Origin of the sequence: Rodentibacter heidelbergensis (assembly GCF_002000125.1) — a bacterium.
In the GTDB taxonomy this organism is placed as follows: Bacteria; Pseudomonadota; Gammaproteobacteria; order Enterobacterales; family Pasteurellaceae; genus Rodentibacter; species Rodentibacter heidelbergensis.
The window spans coordinates 1-26,761 of record NZ_MLHH01000015.1 but is presented as its reverse complement, the minus strand read 5'-3'; the positions used below and the strand labels follow the sequence as shown (position 1 = coordinate 26,761).

Genomic DNA, 26,761 nt, shown 5'->3' with positions numbered 1-26,761 from the left:
TAAGACTTCAAAATTAAAATATTTTATAAGTCAATCAACAAGTGCCCACACAGATTGTCTGATTCGTTGTTAAAGAGCAAAAGTGGTCGGCGAGATAGGATTTGAACCTACGACCCACTGGTCCCAAACCAGTTGCGCTACCAAGCTGCGCTACTCGCCGACTTCTATACTTCTTATATGGAGTATAAATAGATGGGGTGGCTAATGGGACTTGAACCCACGACAACCGGAATCACAATCCGGGGCTCTACCAACTGAGCTATAGCCACCATTGAAGAATGCATTGACTCTGGCGCGCTCGACAAGATTCGAACTTGCGACCTTTGGCTCCGGAGGCCAACGCTCTATCCAACTGAGCTACGAACGCGTACTGCGTCGTTGCGGGGCGTATATTAATGATTTCACTATGCCTTGTCTAGCACTTTTTTTAATTTTTTTTCGAACGGTAATTTTTTATTCAATTTGTATAAATTTTCTACTTTCTTGAAATTTTAACCATTACGTTATAACTGATTAAGTATCGTTATGATGCTTTTGTTTTTCTGGCTCTCCGTTTCATTCTTCGTACAAAACGCGTAATTCTCCATGCTCTTGTAATAGAATAAACATAAAGGAAAAATAAGACAAAAAATCCAATAAACATCACCCATTCATTGATGTAATAGACCTCACCTAAAATACCAATTGTTGCGCAAATCGCAGACATTAAGGTAATGAGAAGAAAAGCTTGGCGTGACGTTAAACCAGCCCGCACCATTAAATGATGCACATGTAAACGATCCGGTCGAAATGGGCTTTTTCCTTTTCTTAAACGACGGTAAATAATCGCCACCATATCAATTAGTGGGATTGCAATGACCCAGAGGGCGGTAACCGGATTCATTGGGTGTCCTTTGCCTTGCGTACTGAGCAATAAAATCCAAATGATCGTAAAGCCTACCAACGTACTGCCTGCATCGCCCATAAACACTTTATATTTAGGGCCAAAAGGGATACCGAGATTTAACATTAAGTAAGGTAACATTGCGGCGATAAGTGCGAAACTCCAATGTGCCATATCCATTTGCCCGTCACGAAACATTAAAATTCCGATGGCCGCAAAGGAAACACAAGATAATCCGCCAAGTAGCCCATCAATCCCATCAATCATATTAAAGGCATTAATAATCGCAATCGTGGCAAACACAGTAATCACCAATCCGATAGAACCTAGGGTTAATTGGAAAGGGCCTAAGATCTGGCCGAAATGATCGAGATAAACATTCCCAAGATCGATCATTAAAATAGCCAGTACCGCTTGAATTCCTGCCCGCAAGAAAGGGCTGATATCAAACCGGTCATCTAAAATCCCTATGACGAGGAGTACAAAAATACTAAATAGATATAAATAAGGAAGACGAAGTTGATCCCACTCCATTAAGTAATAGCACAGGTTTCCCATAAAAAGGGAAACGCCGCCAATTAACGGGATAGCCCCTTGGTGACGTTTACGGTAATTCGGTTTATCCACCAACCCAATTTTATTCGCAATGGGGCGCATCACTATCAATGTTAAAAATGCGCCAAGAAAAGTAACAATGAGACTTAACATAAATCGACCTTTATCTTTTTTGCAAAGGATAACATAAGGAAAATTTAGCAAGAAAGATATTTTTAACAAAGCCTGTATTTTTCAGTACAATAGCCCCACTTTTTATCATTAAGGAAAAAACAATGGCAAATTCGACCGCACTTTTCTCTCGTGCACAACAAATCATTCCCGGTGGGGTCAACTCTCCCGTTCGAGCGTTCAAAGGCGTGGGGGGAATACCGGTATTTATTGAAAAAGCACAAGGGGCTTATATTTATGATACGGACAGTAAACAATATATTGATTATGTGGGTTCTTGGGGGCCAATGATTTTAGGGCATAATCATCCCAGCATTTTAAACGCTGTATTAAAGGCAGCAGAAAACGGATTGAGTTTCGGTGCCCCTACCCCTTCAGAAATCGATCTCGCCGAATTAGTTTGTGAATTGGTACCCTCTATTGAAATGGTGAGAATGGTCAGCTCCGGCACTGAGGCTACCATGACAGCCATTCGTCTTGCCCGAGGCTATACCGGTCGTGACAAGATTTTAAAATTTGAAGGTTGCTATCATGGTCATTCGGATTCACTTTTAGTCAAAGCAGGTTCTGGTGCGTTGACACTCGGTCAACCAAGCTCACCTGGCGTTCCTGAAGATTTCGCCAAACATACCTTGACTGCCGAATACAATAATTTAGATTCCGTTAAGCAGTTGTTTGAACAGTTCCCTGACAGCATCGCCTGTGTCATTATTGAGCCTGTTGCCGGAAATATGAACTGTATTCCGCCTAAAGCCGGTTTCTTGCAAGGATTGCGTGAACTTTGCGACAAATATGGCGCATTGTTCATTATTGATGAAGTGATGACCGGCTTCCGTGTAGCCCTTGCCGGTGCTCAATCTTATTATGGGGTGACACCGGATCTCACCACTCTGGGTAAAATCATTGGCGGAGGAATGCCTGTGGGCGCGGTTGGAGGGAAAAAAGCGGTAATGGAATATCTTGCGCCAACCGGCCCGGTTTACCAAGCCGGTACCCTATCTGGCAACCCTATCGCTATGGCGGCAGGTCTAGCCTGTTTAAATGAATTAAAAAAAGCAGGAAATGAAGAAAAACTCGCAGAAAAAACCGAAAAACTCTGTTTAGGTTTAAAAGCCTTGGCAGACAAACATCATGTGCCTTTGGTAGTGAATTATGTCGGTGGAATGTTCGGCATTTTCTTTACCGACCAAAAAGCCGTCACCTCTTATGCTGAGGTGATGAAATGCGATACAGAAAAATTTAATGCTTTCTTCCACAAAATGTTGGAGCAGGGTGTCTATCTTGCGCCTTCTGCATTTGAAGCCGGTTTTATGTCTTTAGCACATACTGATGAAGACATTGCCAAAACGCTAGAAGCAGCGGATATCGCCTTTGCTTCCCTAAGCTAATCCCTAAAAGTGCGGTTGATTTCACCGCACTTTTTCCTTATTTGATCTTTTGCTCAATCACCTGACGCAGTCTTTCCCGTTCTTGTAAGCTTAAGGCTTTATTTTCTTTATTTTTTAAGATAAAAAAATCTTCGGCTTTTTCGCCTACCGTTGTAATTTTAGCATTCAACAAATTTAACTGAAGATCATTAAAAATTTGACTAAGCGCTGCCAATAAACCCGGTTTATCCAAGGCAATCAATTCCATTTCTGTCTGTTCTGTTTTATTTTCATGTAAAAAACGTACATCGGTTTTCACCGTGAAATGTTGTAATTGACGATTTGAAGAAATAGGGGTCAGCAACGGTTTCTCACTTTGTAGTGCTTTAGTCAGTGCGCTTTCTAATTCACGGCGACGATCAGCTTTCACTAAATCACCATTAAGTTCTGTAATAATAAAACTATCGAATACATAGCCGTCTTGTGTGGTAATAATTTGCGCATCATGAATGCTGAATTTTTTCGCCCCAATGGTACTCACCACTTTATTGAATAAATGCGGTTGATCTTGGCAATAAATAAACACTTCCGTTCCACCAAGAGAAAATTCATTGCTCACTTTCACCAACAATTCGCCTGAAAAACCCACCAACAATGCCGTATGTCCCGCAATTTGTTTAGGGGTATTACGCAGAAAATATTCCTCAGGACAACGTGCCCATAATAGGTGGACGGTTTTCTCGGAAATATCAGGCAATGAGGCTTGCAAAATTTGCCACGACAAACGGCGGTTTTCTTCTAATTTTTCGGCATAATCCAGTAATTCCACCATGCCTTGGTTAAATTGTTGCTGAGTAAAATGGTACAAAGAAGAAAAAAGCGATCGTTTCCAACTATTCCAAAGCGTGCCGTTAGTGGCACAAATATCCGCCACCGTAAGGCAAGTCAAATAATCCAGTCGCACTTGATTTTGGACTTCTTCTGCAAATCTCATCACCACTTCCGGATCATAAATATCACGCCGTTGTGCGGTAATGGACATCAGCAAATGTGCTTTCACCAACCAACTCAAAGTATCCGTTTCTCGGCGATCAAAACCGTGTAATTGAGCAAACTCCGCCACATCGATGGCACCAAGTTCTGCATGATCGCCTCCCCGCCCTTTCGCAATATCATGAAATAAGGCCGCCACATACAACAACGTGCGGTCAGAAAATTGGCTAAATAAACGATGGCAAAGAGGATGCTCAGCGGCATTTTCTTCCAATAAAAAACTTTCTAGTTTTAACATCACCCGCAGGGTATGCTCATCAACCGTATAAATATGAAACAGATCAAATTGCATCAATCCTTCAATGGCTTGCCATTGGGGAAGATAGGCTGTTAATACGCCATATTGATGCATTGGTACAAAGGCTCGGGAAATGGCATTTTTTTGATTAAATAAACGTAAAAATTTTTCCCGTGCTGCGGGAATTTCACACAATTTTTGTGGTAACCGTTCCAGTGCAAGACGTAATTTACGCAAGGTTTCGGAATGTACGGTGGCTTGTTCAAAGCGGGTTAAATAGAAAAAGACATCAAGAATACGCTCAGGCTGTTCAAAAAATAAATTCGGCTGACGCAGCCATAAACGGTCATTAATCAGCTCAAAATCATCGTCTAATTGATGAATAAAAACATCATAATGAGGGGATAAAAAATGTTCTCGGTAGTGTTGAATCAGAAGATTACTGATGAGAGAAATTCGTTGTAGCGACTGAAAAAACTGTTTCATCATTTTTTCTACGCCTTGATTTCCTTCCCCTTTAAACCCAAGTAGCTCGCTTACTTTAATTTGACGATCAAATAATAAGCGGTTGTCATAGCGTTTCAAAATAAGATGCAAAGCGAACCGCACTTTAAATAAAAATGCCTGACTTTCTTGCAACTGCTGGTATTCTTGCGGATAAATAAAACCGCTTTGTAAAATGGCCTCTAAGGTTTGCGCCCCGGTATGACGCAGTGCCACCCAATACAATAAATGCAGATCCCGCAAACCACCCGGGCTATATTTAATGTCCGGTTCAAGATTATAGCTTGTGTTGTGATAACGCAGATAACGTTCGGTTTGCTCTTGCACTTTTGCCTTAAAAAAGGTTTCTTTTGACCAAAAATCATCTGCCTTTACCAATTCACAAAGCGCCTCAAAGTGCGGTCGGTTTCCGGCGAGAAATCGGGCTTCCAGCAAATTGGTGGCAATCGTAATTTCTTCCCGTCCTTCAGCCTCACATTGTGCCAAAGTGCGTACTGAATGGCCCACCTCAAACCCGCAATCCCACAAGAATTGAACAAATTTGCCAATTTTTTCTTCCACTTCGGTTGTCAAAGTTTGTGCTGTTAGCACTAAAAAATCCAAATCTGACAGCGGAAACATTTCCCGACGCCCATAGCCCCCTACGGCAATTAAGGAAAGTTGTGGGTGTTTATCCAACGCCATTTGGCTCCAGAATTGTTTCAATAAGGCATCGTAAAAATTTGTACGATTTTCAATCAATTCAAAAACTGAATATTGTGAAAAATGCGCAACTTCAAATTGCTTGAGATTTTCACGCTGAATTTTGACCGCACTTGGCGTTAAAGGCGAAGGAATATCAAAAGGGAAAAGCATCATGATCTTGTTAAAATTCCTTGACTAAGCATAGCGAAAAGCCCACCAAAGTGGGCTTTGCGATAAATTAAACGTTCACCATTATACGTTGAATTCGACCTTCACGAATTTCTTCATCACGAATCGTCATCACTTCACAGCCGGTTTCTGTCACCACAATTTGATGCTCATATTGTGCAGAGTGGCTGCGATCTTTGGTTTTCACCGTCCAACCATCGCCCATCACACGCACTTCTTTTTTACCGGCGTTAATCATCGGTTCAATGGTAAACACCATACCCGGTTTTAAAATCACTCCACCGTCATCGGCATAATAATGCAATACTTGCGGATCACAATGGAATTCCGTACCGATACCATGTCCACAATATTCCCGCACCACACTAAAACCTTGGCTTTCCGTATATTTTTGCACAGCTTTACCAATTTCATTTAAGCGAATACCCGGTTTCACAGTGCGTAACCCTACATAAAGGGCTTCTTGTGCAGCTTCCACCAGTTTCTGACTACGAATATTGGTTTCCCCACCCACAATATACATCTTTGAGTTATCACCGAAATAGCCGTCTTTAATCACCGTTACATCAATGTTAACAATATCGCCATTTTTCAGTACTTTATCTGAGCTTGGAATACCATGACAAACCACTTCATTAATGGAAATACAGGTTGCCTTAGGGAAACCATGATAATTTAAGCAGGCAGGAATGACTTTTTGTTCATTGACCATGTATTCGTGACAAATCCGATCAAGTTCGCCCGTTGTTACTCCCGCTTTAACATGGGGTTCAATCATTACCAATACTTCCGAAGCCAATTGACAAGCCTCGCGAAGTTTTACAATTTCTTCTTCAGTTCTTAATGGAATCGCCATTTTTTTCTCGCTGTTTGAACATAACAATGGGGCGAATTATAACATGATTTCCGTGAAAAATCTTGATTGCCTTAGTCGGTTATTGGATAATAGCCCAATTCAAATTTTAGGAAAGTGGAAAAGAATATGACTGATAATCTTGCCGTCCCTCTAACATTTACCGATGCGGCTGCCAATAAAGTAAAAAGTTTAATTAGTGAAGAAGAAAATAATAATCTTAAACTACGTGTTTATATCACCGGTGGTGGTTGTAGCGGTTTCCAATATGGTTTCACTTTTGATGAAAAGGTCAATGAAGGCGATTTGACGATTGAAAAATCCGGTGTTCAACTGGTGATTGACCCGATGAGTTTACAATATTTAATCGGTGGCACAGTGGATTACACTGAAGGTTTGGAAGGCTCCCGTTTTATCGTTAACAATCCGAATGCCTCCAGCACTTGCGGTTGCGGTTCTTCTTTTAGTATTTAGTATGGATTTTCAATTCACTTCACATTTGGGCAATGTGAGCGTTAAATGTTCCATGGAGCACATTGCCCTTGCTAACTGGTTTAATTCGGAAGTGCGGTCAAATCCTCAAGCGATTTTGACCGCACTTTCTACTGCTCAACAATTAGTTGAAAACCAAGAAACCCATTTAATTGGTGTAGAATATACGCTCTTTTTAAATGCCGATGAAGTGATGATCCGTGCCAATAATCTGATGATGGAATCCGATGAAATACAGGAAGAAGATTTCCATTATTATGACGAAGAAAGTATCGCTTTTTGCGGCACACCTGATTTTATCCATTTCCTTCAAGCCTATATTGATTTTATTGCATAGCCCACGATGACAGCAGAAAACCTCCAACAAGACAATCACGAACAAGAAAAAAGCCAAGAATTAAAACCAAGCAAACGTCATGCCTGCAAAATGTTTTTACTCAAGGCAGGGTTCACCGCTGCTGTGTTGGCTATTTTTTACGGGGGCTATTTAGATTGGCAAATTCGGGCCAAAATGAATGGGCAAGTTTGGCGTTTACCCGCAGAAGTTTATAGTCGTATCGAAAGTGTAAAAATTGCTGATGATCTCAGTTTTGATGAAGTTATTCAAATTTTATTGGACAATGAATATCGCCAAACGACCATGGTTGCCGCACCCGGCGACTTTAAATTAGAAGACAACACGATTGTCATTTTACGCCGAGCCTTCCCTTTCCCTGACAAACCGGAACCACAACGGGTATTACGTTTACGTTTTACAGACAATAAATTAAGCCGAATTGAGGATCTTGTTAGCGTTCAAGCAGTGGATGAATTTCGTCTTGCTCCGAAATTGATTGCCATGTTGGAATCCGATAATGAAGATCGTCTTGCCATTCCTTTGCAAAATTATCCCCGTTTATTAATTGATGCCCTCATTTTAACGGAAGATCGTCGTTTTTATGATCATAACGGCATTAATCCCATTGGTATTACCCGAGCGTTAATCGCTAATATTCGTGCCGGTCAAACGGTACAAGGGGGGAGTACATTAACCCAACAATTAGTGAAAAATCTTTTTTTATCTAGCGAACGCACCCTCGTCCGTAAAGCGAACGAAGCCCTCATGGCACTGATTTTAGACTGGCGTTATGACAAAAATCGTATTTTAGAAACCTATCTTAACGAAATTTATCTTGGGCAAAACGGCGATACGCAAATTCATGGCTTTGAACTTGCTAGCCAGTTTTATTTTGGCCGCTCTGTTCGTGAAATCAGCCTTGATCAAATTGCCTTACTTGTGGGCATGGTAAAAGGCCCTTCTCTTTATAATCCGTGGCGTAATCCACAAAATGCCTTAAAACGCCGTAATGTCGTGCTAAAACTGATGCTCGATCATCAAATGATCGGTGATGAACTCTACGAATTACTCAGCAATCGCCCCCTTGGCGTTCAGGCGAAAGGACAAATTTCACGCAAATATCCCGCCTTTATTCAAACATTACGGGCCGATTTACGCCGTTTAGTGGGGGAACATAAAACCGCTAGTCTGCTCGGTGCACGCATTTTCTCCACCCTGGATCTCAAACAACAGGAACAGTCGGAAAATGCGGTGGTCAATACGGTGTCTAAATTACAGGTGACAACAAAAAATCCGTATTTGGAAGGGGCAATGATTGTCGCAGATTATCGCAACGGTGAAATCCGTGCTGTTGTGGGTGGATTACAAACCCAGTATGCCGGGTTTAATAGAGCCTTAATGTCCAAACGTCAAATTGGATCGCTGGTGAAACCTTCTATTTATTTGACCGCACTTTCCAATCCGGAACAGTTCCGCCTCAATACACCGATTAATAACCAACCCATCACCATTAATGTGAAAGGCAGCCCGCCTTGGCAACCACGCAATTATGATCGCAAATATAGTGGTTCAGTGATGCTGATAGATGCCCTTGTCCGTTCCTTAAATATTCCAACGGTCAATATCGGTATGAAAGTGGGATTAACTCAGGTGATCGAAACACAAAAAGCAATGGGCTGGGATAATGTTGCCATCCCTAAGGTGCCGGCAATGTTGCTCGGCTCTTATGCGATTTCCCCTTATGATGTGACAAAACTTTATCAAACCATCGCCAACCAAGGGGGAAGGATAGATTTAACCACCGTCGGTAGCATTGTTGATCGTCAAGGTAACCTCATTTATCAGCATAACAAAGAAGCGGAACAGGTAGTGCCGCAAGAAGCAGCGTTCCAAACTTTATTCGCCATGCAACAAACAGTGGAGCGAGGCACCGCTCGAAGCCTGCAAAATGACTATGCTAACCTTCATTTAGCCGGTAAAACAGGGACGACAAACAATGCGCGTGATACTTGGTTTGTGGGCATTGACGGGCGACATGTCAGCACCATTTGGCTAGGACGTGATGACAACGGAGAAACCAAACTGACCGGGGCTTCCGGTGCATTGCAAATTTATAAAGACTACCTCAACCGTGTTTACATTGAAAAATTAAAACTCCAAAAGCCTACTGCAATAAAATGGGTTGGTATTAATCAATACGGAAGTTGGGATTGTGGCAGCAACCGTACCATTCCGGTTTGGGCAAATAAAGGACAAAGTTTTTGTAGCAACGCTCCTGTTTCCGCCCCAGCCCCGACTTCGCAATCTAACAGCTCAAACGAACCCCGTGGCAGCCTATGGGATGTGTTAGATAAAGCACCGATTGAGGAAGCCAAACCAGAATAACCCGCTCATTAACCATAAAAAATCTGCATCTTAATTTCACTTAAGATGCAGATTCAAGGTTATCTCAGTATTCTTTTTATTAGAGAATGTTTTTCTCTCCTCTCGACAAACTGATCAATCCGGAACGCACAATTTCAAGTAAGGTGGTTTCTTCTTTCACCGCTTTCACAAAAGCATCCAGTTTGTCTTTTGTTCCGGTTAATTGCACCGTGTAGGATTTCGGGGTGACATCAACAATTTGACCTCGGAAAATATCGGTCAGCCGTTTGATTTCATCACGCGATGCCCCTGTGGCACGGATTTTTACCAGTAACACTTCACGCTCAACATGGTCGTGATCACTGAGATTAATCACTTTAAACACATCCACGAGTTTATGCAGTTGCTTTTCAATTTGTTCAAGCACTTGCTCATCGCCCACTGCCTCAATCGTCATTCGTGACAAAGTGGGATCATCCGTAGGGGCTACGGTGAGGCTTTCAATATTAAAGGCCCGTTGAGAGAATAACCCGACAACACGCGATAATGCGCCGGATTCATTTTCTAATAAAACAGATAAAACTCTACGCATTATGCTTTCTCCTCTTGTGGTTTGCTTAAAATCATTTCATTCATTGCCCCACCACGCACTTGCATTGGGTAAACGTGTTCTGCCTCATCCACATTGATATCAACAAAAACAAGTTCATTCTTAAGTTTAAAGGCTTCTTCCAACTTGCTTTCCAATTCATCCGGTGTAGCAATTTTAATACCCACATGGCCGTAAGATTCTGCTAATTTCACAAAATCAGGCAAGGAATTCATATAGGTTTGTGAGTGGCGTCCCGAATAAATTAAATCCTGCCATTGTTTTACCATACCCAAGAAATGGTTATTCAAACAAATAATCACAATAGGAATACCATATTGGGTCGCCGTAGATAATTCCTGAATATTCATTTGAATACTGCCATCACCGGTCACACACACCACTGTGGCGTTAGGCTGGGCAAGTTTTACCCCTAATGCGGCAGGAAAACCGAAACCCATTGTGCCTAAGCCACCGGAATTGATCCAACGGCGGGGCTTATCAAAAGGATAATGCAAGGCGGCAAACATTTGATGCTGGCCCACATCGGAAGCCACATAGGCCTCTCCTTGAGTGATACGATAAACCGCTTCCATAACTTGCTGCGGTTTGATCACCCCTGAAGTGCGGTCGAAATCCAAGCAGTTTTTGGCTTTCCATTGATTAATTTGCGCCCACCAATCTTCAAGATGATTTTGTGGACGATTTCCGCCCTCTTCGCCTAATAAGCTTAAAAATTCATCTAAGATGTTTTTAGCGTTGCCCACAATAGGGATCGCCACTTGAACATTTTTAGAAATTGAAGTGGGATCAATATCAATTTGAATCACTTTTGCGTGTAGACAATATTTTTCAAGATTATTGGTGGTACGATCATCAAAACGCACTCCAATCCCTAAAATTAAATCACTTTCATGCATGGCATTATTGGCTTCATAAGTGCCGTGCATACCCAGCATACCTAAGAATTGTTTATCCGTACTTGGATAAACACCTAAGCCCATTAGCGATGAAGTTACCGGTAAATTTAACCGCTGTGCCAATTGGGTTAATGCTTCACTACATTCTGCCGCAACCGCACCACCGCCTACAAATAAAATCGGTTTCTTTGCCACTAATAAAGCTTTTAATGCTTTTTTTATCTGTCCTTTGTGCCCATTTACTGTTGGGTTATAAGAACGCATTTCAACGGATTTTGGATATTCGTAAGGGAATTTATGGATTGGATTGACCGTATCTTTTGGAATATCCACCACCACAGGCCCCGGACGCCCTGTTGAGGCAATATAAAAGGCTTTTTTGATGATTTCCGGAATCTCTTCTGCTTTTTTGACAATAAAACTGTGTTTTACCACAGGACGAGAAATGCCCACCATATCACATTCTTGGAAAGCATCGCTGCCAATCAAATGGCTCATCACTTGCCCTGAAATCACCACCATCGGTACAGAATCCGCATAAGCAGTGGCAATACCGGTAATCGCATTGGTCGCCCCCGGGCCTGATGTCACCAATACGCAGCCCACTTTACCGGTTGCTCGTGCATAACCGTCCGCCATATGAACAGCGGCTTGTTCATGACGTACAAGAATATGTTCAATGCCGCCAAGAGTATGGATCGCATCATAAATATCAAGTACTGCGCCTCCCGGATAACCAAATAAATATTCAACCCCTTCGTCGCGTAGTGATTGCACTACCATTTCCGCACCGGATAATTTTTTCATTATTCACTCCTAAAATTGACCGCACTTTAATTGATAATTAAGTGGTGTTCTCTCAATCGCTTTCATCATACTGACAAAAAAATCTTTGTCTAGATGCCAAACCTTATAAAAAGTTACAAATATAAAAATAAAAACCCAACAAAATAAAAATTCACAGGATAAAATAAAATAAATTTAATCAAAAACATAAAAAATGCGACTTTATGTCGCATTTTATAAAAATAGTAAAATTTTATTTTTTGTTTGTTTTTTTGAACTAGATCACATTTCTAACGTTTTTTCATAACAAAAACGAGTACAGCCAAAGAGATTGCAGTGGCGATAAACCCGGCCAGCCCAGACTTCGTAAAGCCCAAAACGATATACCCCGCACAGGTGGCTGCCGCAACCGTTAACGCATAAGGAAGCTGAGTGGTAACGTGATCCATATGATTACATTTTGCCCCTGTTGAGGATAAAATCGTCGTATCCGAAACCGGGGAACAATGGTCACCACACACCGCCCCAGCCATAACCGCAGAAAGACAAGGTAGCATCAATTCTGGCGCTGCATTGGTTGCCATAGCTGCTGCAATCGGTAACATGATACCAAACGTTCCCCAGCTGGTTCCCGTTGAAAATGCCATGGCCGCACCAAGAATAAATAAAATGACCGGTAAAAATTGAACAGGCATATTGCCGGAAACCAAGGTGGAGAGGTATTTACCCGTTTGCATATCGCCCACAATTTTATTAATTGTCCAAGCAAAGAATAAAATCGCAATCGCCCCTAGCATAGATTTGATACCTAATCCCCAAGCTTTCACATATTCGGATAAGCACACTTGGCGATCTAATAGAATTAAAAGGGTAGAAATAATGACCGCACTTACGCCCCCAACAACAAGCGAAACCCCAACATTGGTATTTTCAAATGCCCCTAATACAGAGAAAGGAGAGCCTGCTTCAGCAAGGGCTTGACCACCGGTATACATCATCATGGATACGGTCGCTACAATTAAAACTAAGATAGGGAAAATAAGATTTCGAACATGCCCTTTCACGCCTAACTCTTCTTCCTGTTCTTGAACTTCTCGCTCCATTGCGGCTTTTTCATAACGGGCCATAGAGCCAATATCAAAAGAAAAATAGGCGACAAAAAACACCATTAATAGAGCAAAAATGGCATAGTAATTCATAAAACTCATGGCTACAAATGCCCCGATCGGCGTGTATTCCGTAATGGAGTAAGTTGCCAGTAGTCCGGCAACTAATGTGATGATATAAGCCCCCCAGCTTGAAACCGGCATCATCACACACATTGGTGCGGCGGTAGAATCTAAAATATAGGCTAATTTTGGTCGGGAAACTTGGAAACGATCGGTCACCGGACGGGCAATGGCCCCCACAGCCAAACTATGAAAATAGTCGTCAATAAAGGTGACAAATACCAATGAGGCTGCTAATAACTTTGCCCCACGGCGATTCTTAATTCGAGCCTGAGCCCATTCGGCAAAAGCACGATTACTGCCGGAAACCGTCAACAGTGCAGTCAATACACCAAGTAAAAGCAAGAAAAGGACAATATTCATATTTGAATTCATTGCCCCATCACTATAAACCAAAGAGGTAATGTTATCTTTTAAATAAGTCAATGTGGGTAAAATCGATGCATCATTGAGCATTAATGCACCCACTAAAATCCCTGCACTCAAAGAGATTAAAACACGACGTGTTGCAATGGCTAAAACAATTGCTAACAAGGCGGGGACAATAGACCAAATTGAAGAAGAAAAATCGATAAGTTCCATTATGTTATACCTAAAATAAATAATGGAGGGAACGGCAGAAAATGGACTTGAAGATGACCAGCCTAACCGTAGCGCTCCATAGTTAATCACTATGACAGTAACGTTCCTTTCAGATACGCCACCAACCAGTCAAAACGACTTTTAACTGATTTCGGCAATGCCTCCTTTCTTTTTTCGTCATCGTTATCCACTCGGAAAAAATACTTATAGTCACTGCACCTCTACTTTTTATAGGAGGCTTAAGATTACAAGAAAAAACAATAAAAATCTAATAGTTTCTATTAAAGTGGCTTATATTTATTCAAATTATTATTTAACTGATTAAATCAAAGGATTAAAAAGGTAATTTCAAGTGTATTAAATTAAATTTAATGTTTACCTTAAAGATTAATTTCGTTATTATGTCGTGCGATTTATATTTTATATCTTTGAGGTTTATTATGACTGATTTAACGAAAGCATTTACCAATCTTCGTACTATTCGCTCTGTGGTTCGTGAACTTAGCTTAGAACAAGCGGAAAGTACATTAAAAAAATTTGAAGAAGCCGTTGCTGAAAAACGAGTACAAATGGCAGAAATTCAGCAAGCGGAAATGGAGCGTAAAGCACGCATTGCAAAATATAAAGAATTATTAAAACAAGAAGGCATTACTGCTGAAGAATTACAAGAAATTGTGGGTGTTTCCGTTTCCGGTGTTCGTGCAAAACGTGAGCCTCGTCCGGCTAAATATCAATATACCGATAAAAACGGCAAACAAAAAACCTGGACAGGTCAAGGCCGTACACCAAGTATCATTCAAGCGGCATTAGATGCCGGTAAATCATTATCCGATTTCGAAATTTAATTATTTCATTCTCAAAGAACCCATATTTTATGGGTTCTCTTTTTTTCTTTTCCTATTATAAATAAACACAGCATGAGTATTATGATCGAAAAAAAAATACTTCTAACGGATTGTCCTGATGATAAAGGTTTAATCGCTAAAATTACCAATATTTGTTATAAACACCAGCTCAATATTCTCCATAATAATGAATTTGTTGATTTCGAAACAAAACATTTCTTTATGCGTACCGAACTGGAAGGCATTTTTAATGAAACCACATTACTTGAAGATCTTAAATATAGCCTACCCCAAGGAACAAATTGTCGTTTAATTAGTACACAACGTAAACGCATTGTCATTTTAGTGACGAAAGAAGCCCATTGCCTTGGCGATATTTTAATGAAAAATTATTATGGTGCGTTAGATGTGGACATTGCTGCCGTCATAGGAAACCATCAGAATTTACAAGAACTGGTAGAACGTTTTGACATTCCTTTCCATTGTATCAGCCATGAGGGATTAACACGGGTTGAACACGATCAACGCCTTGCAGAAAAAATTGATGAATATGCCCCGGATTACATTGTCTTGGCAAAATATATGCGCGTGCTAAATCCTGAATTTGTCGAACGTTATCCAAACCGAGTGATCAATATTCATCATTCTTTCCTTCCTGCATTTATTGGAGCCAAACCCTATCAACAAGCCTATGAACGTGGCGTAAAAATCATTGGAGCGACAGCACATTTTATCAATAATGAGTTAGATCAAGGCCCGATTATTATGCAAAATGTGATCCATGTCGATCACACTTATAGCGCAGATGCCATGATGCGTGCAGGAAGAGATGTGGAAAAAACCGTGTTAAGTCGTGCGCTTGATCTCGCTCTTCACGATAAAATTTTTGTTTATAAAAATAAAACGGTGGTGTTGTAATGGAAAAAATCACGTTAACGCCAATTCGTTCAGTGGAAGGAACAGTCAATCTTCCCGGCTCAAAAAGCCTATCTAATCGAGCATTACTCCTCGCTGCTCTTGCTAAAGGCACCACAAAAGTTACCAATTTACTTGATAGTGATGATATCCGCCATATGCTAAATGCTCTAAAAGCACTCGGGGTAAATTATCAACTTTCCGAAGATAAAAGCATTTGTGAAATTGAGGGATTAGGCGGCGCTTTTAATGTACAAAATGGGCTTTCACTTTTTTTAGGAAATGCCGGTACGGCTATGCGCCCTTTAACCGCCGCACTTTGCTTGAAAGGAACAACGGAGGGTGAAGTGATCCTCACCGGTGAACCTCGTATGAAAGAACGCCCAATTCGTCATTTAGTTGAGGCGCTACATCAAGCAGGGGCAGAAGTACGCTATTTAGAAAATGAAGGCTACCCTCCGCTTGCCATTCGCAACACGGGGATGAAAGGTGGCAAAGTCACCATTGATGGTTCTATTTCATCACAATTTTTGACCGCGCTTTTGATGGCGGCACCTTTGGCTGAAAACCCAATGGAAATTGAAATTATCGGTGAATTGGTTTCCAAACCCTACATTGACATCACCCTTGCGATGATGAAAGATTTCGGTATCGTGGTGGAAAATCAGTCCTATCAACGTTTTTACATCAAAGGGAACCAATCCTATGTTTCCCCCGGCAATTATTTAGTAGAAGGTGATGCCTCTTCTGCGTCTTATTTCTTAGCGGCCGGGGCGATCAAAGGCAAGGTGAAAGTAACCGGTATCGGCAAAAATTCTATCCAAGGTGACCGCCTATTTGCAGAAGTATTAGAAAAAATGGGGGCTAAAATCACTTGGGGAGAGGATTTTATCCAAGCGGAAAAAATGGAATTAAAAGGCATTGATATGGATATGAACCACATTCCTGATGCGGCGATGACCATTGCCACCACCGCTCTCTTTGCCCAAGGGGAAACCACCATTCGCAATATTTACAACTGGCGGGTAAAAGAAACCGATCGTCTTGCTGCGATGGCAACGGAATTGCGTAAAGTCGGTGCAGAAGTGGAAGAAGGGGAAGATTTCATTCGAATTCAACCTTTACCATTAGATCAATTTCAACACGCCGAAATTGCCACTTACAACGATCATCGTATGGCGATGTGTTTTGCCTTAATCGCCCTTTCAGATACCGCGGTGACGATCCTTGATCCTCAATGTACGGCAAAAACCTTCCCGACATTTTTTGCTGAATTTGAAAAAATTTGTGTAAGAAATTAAAGGAATAAGAACCTGTTGTCGATAATAGCAATAAAGGCAACAGGTTCTAAAATAAAGTGCGGTTGATTTTTAATTAGTTTGTGCCACCCACCGTAATTTCATCAATTTTCAACGCAGGTTGCCCCACGCCCACCGGCACGCTTTGTCCGTCTTTTCCACAAACCCCAATGCCTAAATCCAACTCTGATTTATCGGCCACCATAGAGATTTTTTGCATCACCTCAATACCGCTACCAATTAGCGTTGCCCCTTTTACCGGTTTGGTGATTTTTCCCTTCTCAATCAGATAGGCTTCTGAAGTGGAAAACACAAATTTACCTGAAGTGATATCCACTTGCCCTCCGCCAAAATGGGGAGCATAAACACCATGATCTACCGAAGCAATTAAATCCTCAAATTTACTCTGCCCTGCTAACATATAAGTATTGGTCATACGTGGCATAGGCAGATGAGCATAGGACTCACGGCGACCATTCCCTGTAGGGTTCACCCCCATTAAACGGGCATTCATTTTATCTTGCATATAACCTTGCAAAATACCGTCTTTTATCAGCACGTTACATTGGCTTGGCACGCCTTCATCATCAATCATGAGCGACCCTCGGCGATTGGCAAGCGTGCCGTCATCCACAATCGTGCAAAGTGGAGAGGTCACTAATTCGCCAATTTTTTCGGTAAATAAAGAGCTTTCTTTACGATTAAAATCCCCCTCTAAGCCATGCCCTACCGCTTCATGCAAAAGCACCCCGGGCCAACCTGCCCCCAACACAACGGGCATGAGTCCTGCCGGTGCGGCCACCGCCCCTAAATTCACCAAAGCTTGACGAACGGCTTCTTTCGCAAAATTGACCGCCCGAATATCGCCATCAACAGTTTCAAAAAACCAATCCAATCCAAATCGTCCACCGGAGCCACAACTTCCCCGCTCACGTTTGCCATCTTCCTCAACTAACACAGAAATAGATAAACGCACGAGAGGACGAATATCTGCCGCCAATGTTCCGTCTGTTGCCATCACTAAGACTTCTTCATAAACGGCACTTAAACTGGCAGACACTCGGGTGACACGAGGATCTTCGGCTCGGGCTGTGCGATCAACTAAATGTAATAATTCAATTTTCTTTTCTTTAGAAAGGCTTTCCAACGGGTTAATTGCCGCATAACGCATAATAGGATCGACCGCATTGAGCGCGGTCGGCACGATTATATTGCCTTGTTTGCTTTGCCCAATCCCTTTCACCGCATTAGCACATTGTTGCAGTGAAGCAAGATTAATTTGATCCGAATAAGCAAAACCGGTTTTCTCACCGGATACGGCACGAACGCCTACCCCTCGATCAATGTGAAAACCGCCCTCTTTAATAATACCGTCTTCCAACACCCAATTTTCATCTTGGCTAAGCTGAAAATAGAGATCAGCATAGTCAATATGACGATGCGACATTAAATCGAAAATATTCAATAATTCTTTGGTGGATAACTGGCTTGGAGTCAGTAAACTTTCCGAAACCTGCTTTAACATGTTTTTCTCCGTAAATATAAAATTTATCTCAACGTGAACTCAAAAAAGTGCGGTCAAAAAACAGCGAATTTTTTAGAACAAACCGCTTATAAATTTTCTAATCCAAATTGATACAAGGCATTTTTCTTATAACCGTATAATTCCGCCACAATTGCTGCCGCTTTTTTAAGGGGTAATTCTTGTGCCATTAAGTTGAGGGCTTTAATTGCCAAAGGCGAGAATTCCGCCTCACTTTCCTGTTTGGTTTTGCCTTCTATAATTAATACCATTTCACCTTTAGTTCGGTTGGGATCTTCGCTCAACCATTGGCGTAAGTTGACTACAGTATCGCCCACAATGGTTTCCCACGTTTTTGTCAGCTCACGCGCCAACACCACATAGCGCGCTTCCCCTAACACCTCTTGCATATCGGCAAGGGTATCCAAAATGCGGTGGGTTGATTCATAAAAAATCAACGTGCGTTCTTCTTCTGCTACCTTTTCCAGTTTATCTCGGCGGGCTTTGCTTTTTGCCGGTAAAAACCCTTCAAAACAAAAACGATCTGAGGCAATACCGGAAGCACAAAGTGCGGTAATCGCCGCACAAGCCCCGGGTAAAGGCACCACTGCAATTCCCGCATCCCGACATTGACGAACCAAATGAAAACCGGGATCGCTAATTAAAGGGGTACCGGCATCGGAAATTAATGCAATATGCATCCCTTGTTTCAGTTTTTCCACTAAAACTGCGGCTTTTTCCTGTTCATTATGATCATGCAATGCAAAAAATGGCTTTTTTATGCCATAGTGACTGAGCAATAAGCCACTATGACGGGTATCTTCTGCAGCAATGAGATCCACTTGGGAAAAGGTGTCTAAGGCTCGCTGGGTAATATCTTTTAAATTACCGATAGGGGTTGCCACAATATATAAAATTCCGCTTAAATTATTCATTTTTGTTTGCTTTTAAGGTTCGAGGTCAGTAAGATCGCTCCCATTATTGACTCATCCATAACGGAGCAAAACGAATATGGCTATTCTATTACAAGGCACAGGTTTTAAAAAACGTTTAATGCCAATTTTATTATCCGTTGCATTAGCCGGCTGTTCCAATTTATTTGGTAGCAGTTTCACCGAAACCCTACAACGAGATGCCAATGCCAGTTCCGAATTTTATATGAATAAATTGGAACAAGCCCAAAATGCAGAAGATAAAGAAACCTATAAACTCCTCGCCGCTCGAGCCTTAATCAGCGAAAACAAAATCCCGCAATCAGAAGCCATTTTAGCGGAATTAGGGGAATTAAATGAGGCACAAAAACTTGATCGTTCGTTAATTGAGGCCCGTCTTTCGGCAGCGAAAGGATCAAATGAAGTCGCTGAAAGCCAATTACGTTTGATTGATCTTAAAAAACTCAGCCCTTCTCAAAAATCACGTTATTATGAAACCCAAGCGAGCATTGCAGAAAATCGTAAAGAGGTGATTGAAGCAGTGAAAGCCCGCATCAAAATGGATGAAAACCTTTCTGATGTACAACGCCGCCAAGAGAATGTGGATAAAACTTGGGCGTTGTTGCGTTCTGCTAATTCCGGTGTAATCAATAATGCCTCAGACGAAGGCAATGCGGCACTTGGTGGTTGGCTAACGTTAATTAAAGCTTACAACGATAATCTTCGTCAGCCGGTACAATTAAGCCAAGCATTGCAAAATTGGAAATCGGCTTATCCTAACCATACGGCAGCCACCCTTTTTCCAAAAGAATTACAAAGTTTGTTAAATTTCCAACAAACCAATCTTGCCCAAATCGGTTTAATTTTACCGGTCAGTGGTGATGGTCAAATCCTAGGAAATACCATTTTATCCGGTTTTAACGATGCCAAAGGCAATTCCACCATTCCGGTACAAATTTTTGACTCCGCCACTTACTCCATTGAGGATATTCTGGCCCAAGCCAAACAAGCGGGCTTGAAAGCCTTGGTTGGACCACTTTTAAAACAGAATGTCGATGCTATTATTAACAACCCGTCTGCGGTGCAAGGTATTGATGTATTAGCTTTAAACACCACCCAAAACACGCACGCGATTAATCAACTGTGCTACTACGGCTTATCACCGGAAGATGAAGCCGAATCCGCCGCCACCAAAATGTGGAATGATGGAATTCGCCACCCGGTTGTTGCCATGCCACAAAATGAATTGGGTCAGCGGGTAGGCAATGCGTTCAATGTGCGTTGGCAACAATTAGCTTCAACCGATGCCAATATTCGTTACTATAACTTAACCGCCGATGTGCCGTATTTCTTCCAAGAAAATGGGGCAAATTCAACCGCACTTTATGCGCTCGCAAACCCTGAAGAACTGGCAGAAATAAAAGGTTATCTGGCAAACAGCTTACCAAATGTGAAAATCTATGCCAGTTCCCGTGCCAATACGGCAAGTCATTCTGCAGAATATGTGACGCAAATGAATGGCGTGCAATTCAGTGATATTCCTTTCTTTAAAGAGTCTACCTCTAGCCAATATCAAAAAGTGGCAAGTTTAACAGGCAGTGAATATCAACTTATGCGCTTATATGCGATGGGATCGGATGCTTGGCTATTGATTAACCATTTTAATGAACTACGCCAAGTTCCGGGCTATCAATTAAGCGGTTTAACCGGGCTATTAAGTGCAGGTCCGAACTGTAATGTAGAACGTGATATGACCTGGTTCCAATATCAAGACGGACAAATCGTACCGGTTGCTAACTAATATGTTTTCTTTAAAACGCCAACAAGGAGCGGGCTTTGAGCATCAGGCCCGCCTTTTTTTGGAATCAAAAGGATTACGTTTTATTGCGGCCAATCAGTCTTTTAAATGTGGTGAATTAGATCTCATTATGATGGACGGACAAACCATTGTATTTGTCGAAGTCCGCCAACGTTCCAACTCTCGATTTGGCTCGGCTGTTGACAGTGTCGATTGGCATAAACAACAGAAATGGCTTGATGCAGCCAATCTTTGGCTTGCCAAACGCAATCTCAGTTTAGAAGATGCCGACTGCCGTTTTGATCTCATCGCTTTTGGTAAAAATACCCAAGAGATTCAATGGTTTCCTAATTTTCTCGATTAATTTAACGCTCAAGATGTTGCAACAAATTAAAGATATTTACAGCGAAAGCATACAAATTCAAATTTCCGCCTCCAGTTTGCTCACGGAAAATATTGCTGAAGCAAGCCAAAAGGTCATTCAATGCTTACTGAGTGGCAATAAAGTGATTGCTTGCGGTATCGCACGCTCCTATGCGAATGCCCAATTTTTGGTATCTAATCTATTAAACCGCTATGATATTGAACGCCCAAGTTTTCCTTCTGTGCTACTTAGCCTGGAAAGTGCGGTCGGATCTTCATTAGTTTTTGATCATCCATCGGAAAATCTCTATCAACATCAATTTAACGCCATGGCAAAACCCGGTGATTTGCTCATTGCCTTTGCCCCATTAGGCTCAGAAAAAGCTGTACTCAACACCATTGCCAATGCGGTAAGCAAAGAAATTAGCGTCATTGCACTAACCGGTTCAAATAATGATGCGATTCAAGGCTTATTAGCAGAACAGGATTTGGAAATTTCTATTCCAACTCATAAGGAAAGCCGAATTTTAGAAAACCATTTATTTGTCATTAATGCCATTTGCGAACTCATTGATCACACATTATTCCCAAGAGTTTGATAAAATATTCGCAATCATTAAACTACCCGATGATTTCTTTGACTAATTGATGGATCCATTTAAGTAAAGGAGAAACAAATGACACTTACCCCATTCAAAAAACTGGCATTGATTTTAACCGCTTCAATCCTGTTACAAGGCTGTGTTGCGGCCGTACTTGGTGGCGCAGCTGCCGGCACTAAAGTGGCAACCGATCCCCGAACAATAGGAACCCAAGTTGATGATGAAACCCTTGAATTTAAAGTGGAAAATGCCCTAGATAAAGATGAACAGATCAACTCGGAAGCGCGTGTGAATGCGGTTTCTTACAGTGCTCGTGTATTATTAATCGGTCAAGTGCCAAGTGAAAGTACAAAATCCACTGCAACGGAGCTTGCCAAAGGCGTTGAGGGCGTGAGCGATGTTTATAACGAACTGCGTATAGGCCCGAAAATCACCATCGGACAAATCAGTAAAGACAGTTGGATCACCACCCAAGTGAAATCCAAAATGCTCGTTGATGACCGAGTGAAATCAACAGATGTAAAAGTCATCACGGAAAATAGCGAAGTCTTCTTATTAGGTAATGTAACACAAGCCCAAGCCGATGCAGCGGCTGAAATTGCCAGCAAAGTAAGTGGCGTACAAAAAGTGGTTAAAGTGTTTAAATACTTAAATTGATGTTCACCAAAACATCGAATTTTTTAAAGTGCGGTTGAAAATTGTGTTGTTTTTAACCGCACTTTTTGTCTTTTCTTAAAGGCAAAAAAATTCTTCAATTTACAATTCCTAGAAAAGTATTTGTTTTTAAATGACTTATCTTTTGTCAATCATCTTGACATAAAATTTATCACTTGATCCCAAGAAAAAAACACATTATCTTGTGCGACATTGTTTTTTAAAACACTATATCTTGTGTTTTAACCATTTCATCACAATACAGGGCTAGTACTTATGAACAAAAGTTTAATGGTGACAAAACGTGATGGCACGCAGGAACAAATCAATCTTGATAAAATTCACCGTGTCATTACTTGGGCAGCTGAAGGCTTAGAGAATGTTTCCGTATCTCAAGTAGAGTTACGTTCACACATCCAATTTTATGAAGGAATTCGTACTTCCGATATTCACGAAACCATCATCAAAGCTGCAGCGGATTTAATCAGCAAAGATACCCCTGATTATCAATATCTTGCCGCTCGTTTAGCGATTTTCCATTTACGCAAAAAAGCCTATGGGCATTTCGACCCGCCCCGTTTATATGAACACGTTAAAAAACTCGTTCGTATGGGCAAATATGATCATGCTCTGTTAGACGATTATACCCGTGAAGAATGGGATGAAATGGACAGCTTTATCGATCACTGGCGTGATATGACCTTTTCTTATGCAGCCGTGAAACAGTTAGAAGGAAAATATTTAGTGCAAAACCGTGTTACCGGTGAGATTTACGAATCGGCACAATTCCTCTATTTATTGGTTGCAGCGAGTTTATTTTCTAAATATCCGCAAGAAACCCGCTTGGATTATATCAAGCGTTTTTATGATGCCACCTCCACCTTCAAAATTTCCTTACCCACACCGATTATGGCAGGTGTGCGTACCCCGACCCGTCAATTCAGTTCTTGTGTTTTAATTGAATGTGGTGATAGCTTAGATTCTATCAACGCCACCGCCTCAGCCATTGTAAAATATGTGTCCCAACGGGCAGGTATTGGAGTGAACGCCGGTGCAATTCGTGCTTTAGGCAGTGAAATCCGTGGCGGTGAAGCCTTCCATACAGGCTGTATTCCTTTCTATAAATATTTCCAAACTGCCGTGAAATCTTGTTCACAAGGTGGTGTGCGTGGTGGGGCAGCAACGGTTTACTACCCATTATGGCATTTAGAATCTGAAAGCCTTCTTGTGTTAAAAAATAACCGTGGTGTGGAAGATAACCGTGTTCGCCATATGGACTACGGTGTGCAATTAAACAAATTAATGTATCAACGCTTAATCAAAGGCGGTGATATTACCTTATTCAGCCCATCCGATGTGCCGGGGCTTTACGAAGCGTTCTTTGCCGATCAAGACAAATTTGAAGAGCTTTATGTCAAATATGAGCAAGATCCGAACATTCGTAAACGCACGGTTAAAGCCGTAGAAATTTTCTCGCTATTAATGCAAGAACGTGCCTCAACAGGTCGTATCTATATTCAAAATGTGGATCACTGTAATACTCACTCACCATTTGATCCGAAAGTGGCACCGGTACGTCAATCTAACCTTTGTTTAGAAATTGCCTTACCAACCAAACCGCTTCAGCACATTCATGATGAAAACGGAGAAATCGCACTTTGTACCCTTTCTGCCTTTAACTTGGGCAAAATTGAACACCTTGATGAATTAGAAGAACTCGCCGATCTTGCTGTTCGTGCGTTAGATGCTTTATTAGATTATCAAGACTACCCGGTTGTGGCAGCAAAACGTAGCTCGCTTGCCCGCCGTTCTTTAGGGATTGGTGTGATTAACTATGCTTATTACTTGGCGAAAAATGGCGTGCGTTATTCTGACGGCAGTGCCAACGATTTAACCCATCGCACTTTTGAAGCCGTTCAATATTATTTATTGAAAGCTTCAATGAATTTAGCCAAAGAGCAAGGTGCTTGTGAATATTTCAACCAAACCACCTATGCACAAGGTATTTTACCAATTGATACCTATAAAAAAGATTTAGATGCCCTCACCCAAGAGCCGTTGCATTATGATTGGGAAAGTTTGCGTAAAGACATTCAGGAATTTGGCTTGCGTAACTCCACCCTCACGGCATTAATGCCGTCAGAAACCTCATCACAGATTTCTAACGCCACCAATGGTATCGAACCGCCTCGTGGTCATGTGAGCGTGAAAGCCTCAAAAGACGGTATCTTAAAACAAGTGGTGCCGGATTATGAAAACTTAAGCGAGCAATACGAATTACTTTGGGATATTCCAAGTAATGACGGCTATCTGCACTTAGTAGGAATTATGCAAAAATTCGTAGATCAAGCGATTTCTGCCAACACCAACTACGATCCAAAACGCTTCGAAGACGGTAAAGTGCCGATGAAAGTGTTGTTAAAAGATTTATTAACCGCTTACAAATACGGCTTAAAAACCCTTTACTACCAAAACACCCGTGACGGCGCGGAAGATGCTCAAGAAGATCTTGATGACGGCTGTGCAGGTGGAGCTTGTAAAATCTAATTTATCAACCCTGAAAAGTGCGGTGAAATTTGACCGCACTTTTTAAAAAAGAGGAAAACAACATGGCATACACAACTTTCTCACAAACCAAAAATGACCAGTTAAAAGAGCCGATGTTCTTTGGTCAAAACGTTAACGTTGCACGTTACGATCAACAAAAATATGAAACTTTCGAGAAATTAATCGAAAAACAACTTTCTTTCTTCTGGCGTCCGGAAGAAGTGGATGTATCACAAGATCGTATCGACTATGCAGCATTACCTGATCATGAAAAACATATTTTCATCAGTAACTTAAAATACCAAACCCTATTAGACTCCATTCAAGGCCGTAGCCCGAACGTGGCACTGTTACCGTTGGTGTCTATTCCGGAATTGGAAACTTGGATTGAAACTTGGACGTTCTCTGAAACCATTCACAGCCGTTCTTACACTCACATTATTCGTAATATTGTGAACGATCCGTCTATCGTTTTTGACGATATCGTGACCAACGAAGAAATCATCAAACGTGCAAAAGATATTTCTTCTTACTATGATGATTTAATCCGTGACAGCCAACTTTACGGTTTATACGGTGAAGGCACTTATACCGTCGATGGCAAAGAATGTGTCGTCACATTGCGCAACCTCAAAAAACAACTTTATCTCTGTTTAATGAGTGTCAATGCCCTTGAAGCCATTCGTTTCTATGTGTCTTTTGCTTGTTCTTTCGCCTTTGCAGAACGCCAATTAATGGAAGGCAACGCTAAAATCATTAAATTCATTGCCCGTGATGAAGCCTTACATTTAACCGGTACACAGCATATTTTAAACATTATGGCAGCCGGTCAAGATGATCCTGAAATGGCGGAAATTGCCGAAGAATGTAAGCAAGAAGCCTATGATTTATTCCTTGCTGCAGCAGAACAGGAAAAAGAATGGGCGGATTATTTGTTTAAAGACGGCTCTATGATCGGTTTAAATAAAGATATTTTGGTGCAATATGTAGAATATATCACCAACATCCGTATGCAAGCTGTTGGCTTACCATTGCCTTTCCAAGCTCGTTCTAACCCAATTCCTTGGATCAACGCTTGGTTGGTATCTGATAACGTGCAAGTGGCACCGCAAGAAGTGGAAGTAAGTTCTTATCTTGTGGGTCAAATTGATTCTAAGGTCGACACGAAAGATTTCGGCGATTTCGATCTTTAATGACAAAAAGTGCGGTTAAAAAGGCTTAATGGACAAAAGTGTGGGATTTTTTCGCTAAAATCTCACATTTCTAGGTTTAATGGACAAAGGTGTGGGATTAGTTACTCTTCCGGTTTAAAAAATCCTTTATAAACAAAATCTTATTTATTCTTTTTAGCCCATTATGCACAGATAATTTTTGTTTAAGTTCCTTAAATAACCCTTCAATTCTATTTGTTGTTTTTTCTATTTTTAAATCAGGGTATTTTTCATAAGTAAATAAATAATCCATGTACCTTTTCAAACTATTATAGGCA

Annotated in this window: 21 protein-coding genes, 3 tRNA genes, 1 pseudogene and 1 riboswitch; of the genes and pseudogenes, 13 read left to right on the top strand and 12 right to left on the bottom strand. The window is 41.3% G+C overall.

Annotation, left to right across the window (positions count from 1 at the left end; genetic code table 11):
* Window positions 1–83 precede the first annotated feature (83 nt).
* From BKK48_RS07610 to wecA, 4 genes are all read right to left on the bottom strand, one after another.
* Window positions 84–160: transfer RNA gene (locus BKK48_RS07610), tRNA-Pro, on the bottom strand.
* A gap of 33 nt (window positions 161–193) precedes the next feature.
* Window positions 194–269 (bottom strand) — tRNA-His (locus BKK48_RS07605).
* Between the two features lie 21 nt (window positions 270–290).
* Window positions 291–367 (bottom strand) — tRNA-Arg (locus BKK48_RS07600).
* A gap of 156 nt (window positions 368–523) precedes the next feature.
* The gene (wecA, locus tag BKK48_RS07595) at window positions 524–1,591 is read right to left on the bottom strand and encodes a UDP-N-acetylglucosamine--undecaprenyl-phosphate N-acetylglucosaminephosphotransferase (RefSeq protein ID WP_077427527.1); all 1,068 of its coding nucleotides are present in this window, start codon (window positions 1,589–1,591) and stop codon (window positions 524–526) included.
* Window positions 1,592–1,713: 122 nt separating this feature from the next.
* On the opposite strand from wecA, the gene hemL reads away from it, so the two are divergent.
* Window positions 1,714–2,997: a glutamate-1-semialdehyde 2,1-aminomutase gene (gene hemL / locus BKK48_RS07590; RefSeq protein ID WP_077427526.1), complete on the top strand. Its 1,284-nt coding sequence runs from the start codon at window positions 1,714–1,716 to the stop codon at window positions 2,995–2,997.
* 37 nt (window positions 2,998–3,034) lie between these two features.
* On the opposite strand, the gene glnD is transcribed toward hemL, so the two are convergent.
* Window positions 3,035–5,626 carry a bifunctional uridylyltransferase/uridylyl-removing protein GlnD gene (gene glnD / locus BKK48_RS07585; protein ID WP_143538829.1) on the bottom strand — a complete coding sequence of 864 codons (2,592 nt, stop codon included), beginning with the start codon at window positions 5,624–5,626 and terminating at the stop codon, window positions 3,035–3,037.
* 67 nt (window positions 5,627–5,693) lie between these two features.
* Window positions 5,694–6,500: a type I methionyl aminopeptidase gene (gene map, locus BKK48_RS07580; protein WP_077416026.1), complete on the bottom strand. Its 807-nt coding sequence runs from the start codon at window positions 6,498–6,500 to the stop codon at window positions 5,694–5,696.
* Window positions 6,501–6,626: 126 nt separating this feature from the next.
* Here map and erpA point away from each other — a divergent pair, with 126 nt between their 5' ends.
* Genes erpA through mrcB form a run of 3 tightly spaced genes read left to right on the top strand, consistent with a single transcriptional unit; the run spans window position 6,627 to window position 9,711 of the window.
* Entirely contained in the window at window positions 6,627–6,971 is a 345-nt protein-coding gene (gene erpA, locus BKK48_RS07575; RefSeq protein WP_077427524.1) for an iron-sulfur cluster insertion protein ErpA, read from the top strand.
* 1 nt (window position 6,972) lies between these two features.
* A complete protein-coding gene (locus BKK48_RS07570) occupies window positions 6,973–7,326 on the top strand; it encodes a YacL family protein (protein ID WP_077427523.1) in 354 nt (117 codons plus the stop codon).
* A gap of 6 nt (window positions 7,327–7,332) precedes the next feature.
* Complete coding sequence (gene mrcB / locus BKK48_RS07565) at window positions 7,333–9,711, top strand: penicillin-binding protein 1B (RefSeq protein WP_077427522.1); 2,379 nt, start codon at window positions 7,333–7,335, stop codon at window positions 9,709–9,711.
* Window positions 9,712–9,790: 79 nt separating this feature from the next.
* Here mrcB and ilvN read toward each other — a convergent pair whose 3' ends face one another.
* From ilvN to BKK48_RS07550, 3 genes are all read right to left on the bottom strand, one after another.
* Window positions 9,791–10,282, bottom strand: coding sequence for an acetolactate synthase small subunit (gene ilvN, locus BKK48_RS07560; RefSeq protein ID WP_077427521.1), 492 nt, complete (start codon window positions 10,280–10,282; stop codon window positions 9,791–9,793).
* Window positions 10,282–12,006: an acetolactate synthase 3 large subunit gene (locus BKK48_RS07555; RefSeq protein WP_077427520.1), complete on the bottom strand. Its 1,725-nt coding sequence runs from the start codon at window positions 12,004–12,006 to the stop codon at window positions 10,282–10,284. Before BKK48_RS07555 ends, ilvN begins: the two co-directional genes overlap by 1 nt.
* A gap of 269 nt (window positions 12,007–12,275) precedes the next feature.
* The gene (locus BKK48_RS07550) at window positions 12,276–13,796 is read right to left on the bottom strand and encodes a Na+/H+ antiporter NhaC family protein (protein WP_077427519.1); all 1,521 of its coding nucleotides are present in this window, start codon (window positions 13,794–13,796) and stop codon (window positions 12,276–12,278) included.
* 61 nt (window positions 13,797–13,857) lie between these two features.
* A riboswitch (Lysine riboswitch) is annotated at window positions 13,858–14,028 on the bottom strand.
* 208 nt (window positions 14,029–14,236) lie between these two features.
* Between BKK48_RS07550 and BKK48_RS07545 the strand changes: the two genes are divergently transcribed.
* The 3 genes from BKK48_RS07545 to aroA all read left to right on the top strand — a co-directional run bounded on the left by BKK48_RS07545 (window position 14,237) and on the right by aroA (window position 16,857).
* Entirely contained in the window at window positions 14,237–14,641 is a 405-nt protein-coding gene (locus BKK48_RS07545; protein ID WP_077427518.1) for an H-NS family histone-like protein, read from the top strand.
* 81 nt (window positions 14,642–14,722) lie between these two features.
* Window positions 14,723–15,559: a formyltetrahydrofolate deformylase gene (gene purU / locus BKK48_RS07540; RefSeq protein WP_077427517.1), complete on the top strand. Its 837-nt coding sequence runs from the start codon at window positions 14,723–14,725 to the stop codon at window positions 15,557–15,559.
* Window positions 15,559–16,857, top strand: a complete 1,299-nt coding sequence (gene aroA, locus BKK48_RS07535; RefSeq protein ID WP_077427516.1) for a 3-phosphoshikimate 1-carboxyvinyltransferase — start codon at window positions 15,559–15,561, stop codon at window positions 16,855–16,857. The genes purU and aroA overlap by 1 nt, the downstream gene beginning before the upstream one ends.
* A 73-nt stretch (window positions 16,858–16,930) precedes the next feature.
* Here aroA and tldD read toward each other — a convergent pair whose 3' ends face one another.
* Together tldD and rsmI are read right to left on the bottom strand one after the other, a co-directional pair.
* On the bottom strand, window positions 16,931–18,379 hold the full coding sequence (tldD, locus tag BKK48_RS07530; RefSeq protein WP_077427515.1) for a metalloprotease TldD: 1,449 nt from the start codon (window positions 18,377–18,379) through the stop codon (window positions 16,931–16,933).
* An 86-nt stretch (window positions 18,380–18,465) separates the two neighbouring features.
* Window positions 18,466–19,311 carry a 16S rRNA (cytidine(1402)-2'-O)-methyltransferase gene (gene rsmI, locus BKK48_RS07525; RefSeq protein ID WP_077427514.1) on the bottom strand — a complete coding sequence of 282 codons (846 nt, stop codon included), beginning with the start codon at window positions 19,309–19,311 and terminating at the stop codon, window positions 18,466–18,468.
* A gap of 76 nt (window positions 19,312–19,387) precedes the next feature.
* Between rsmI and BKK48_RS07520 the strand changes: the two genes are divergently transcribed.
* From BKK48_RS07520 to nrdB, 6 genes are all read left to right on the top strand, one after another.
* Window positions 19,388–21,109 carry a penicillin-binding protein activator gene (locus tag BKK48_RS07520; RefSeq protein WP_077427513.1) on the top strand — a complete coding sequence of 574 codons (1,722 nt, stop codon included), beginning with the start codon at window positions 19,388–19,390 and terminating at the stop codon, window positions 21,107–21,109.
* Window position 21,110: 1 nt separating this feature from the next.
* Entirely contained in the window at window positions 21,111–21,470 is a 360-nt protein-coding gene (locus BKK48_RS07515) for a YraN family protein (RefSeq protein WP_077427512.1), read from the top strand.
* Window positions 21,471–21,483: 13 nt separating this feature from the next.
* Window positions 21,484–22,068 (top strand): D-sedoheptulose-7-phosphate isomerase, encoded by a 585-nt coding sequence (locus BKK48_RS07510; RefSeq protein WP_077427511.1) that lies wholly within the window; start codon window positions 21,484–21,486, stop codon window positions 22,066–22,068.
* Between the two features lie 78 nt (window positions 22,069–22,146).
* The gene (gene dolP / locus BKK48_RS07505; protein WP_077427510.1) at window positions 22,147–22,728 is read left to right on the top strand and encodes a division/outer membrane stress-associated lipid-binding lipoprotein; all 582 of its coding nucleotides are present in this window, start codon (window positions 22,147–22,149) and stop codon (window positions 22,726–22,728) included.
* A gap of 273 nt (window positions 22,729–23,001) precedes the next feature.
* Entirely contained in the window at window positions 23,002–25,272 is a 2,271-nt protein-coding gene (nrdA, locus tag BKK48_RS07500) for a class 1a ribonucleoside-diphosphate reductase subunit alpha (RefSeq protein ID WP_077427509.1), read from the top strand.
* A 62-nt stretch (window positions 25,273–25,334) separates the two neighbouring features.
* Window positions 25,335–26,465, top strand: a complete 1,131-nt coding sequence (gene nrdB / locus BKK48_RS07495; RefSeq protein ID WP_077427508.1) for a class Ia ribonucleoside-diphosphate reductase subunit beta — start codon at window positions 25,335–25,337, stop codon at window positions 26,463–26,465.
* Window positions 26,466–26,562: 97 nt separating this feature from the next.
* On the opposite strand, the pseudogene BKK48_RS10040 reads toward nrdB, so the two are convergent.
* A pseudogene (locus tag BKK48_RS10040) lies at window positions 26,563–26,761 on the bottom strand (IS256 family transposase, variant Zn-binding type); the annotation flags it as partial.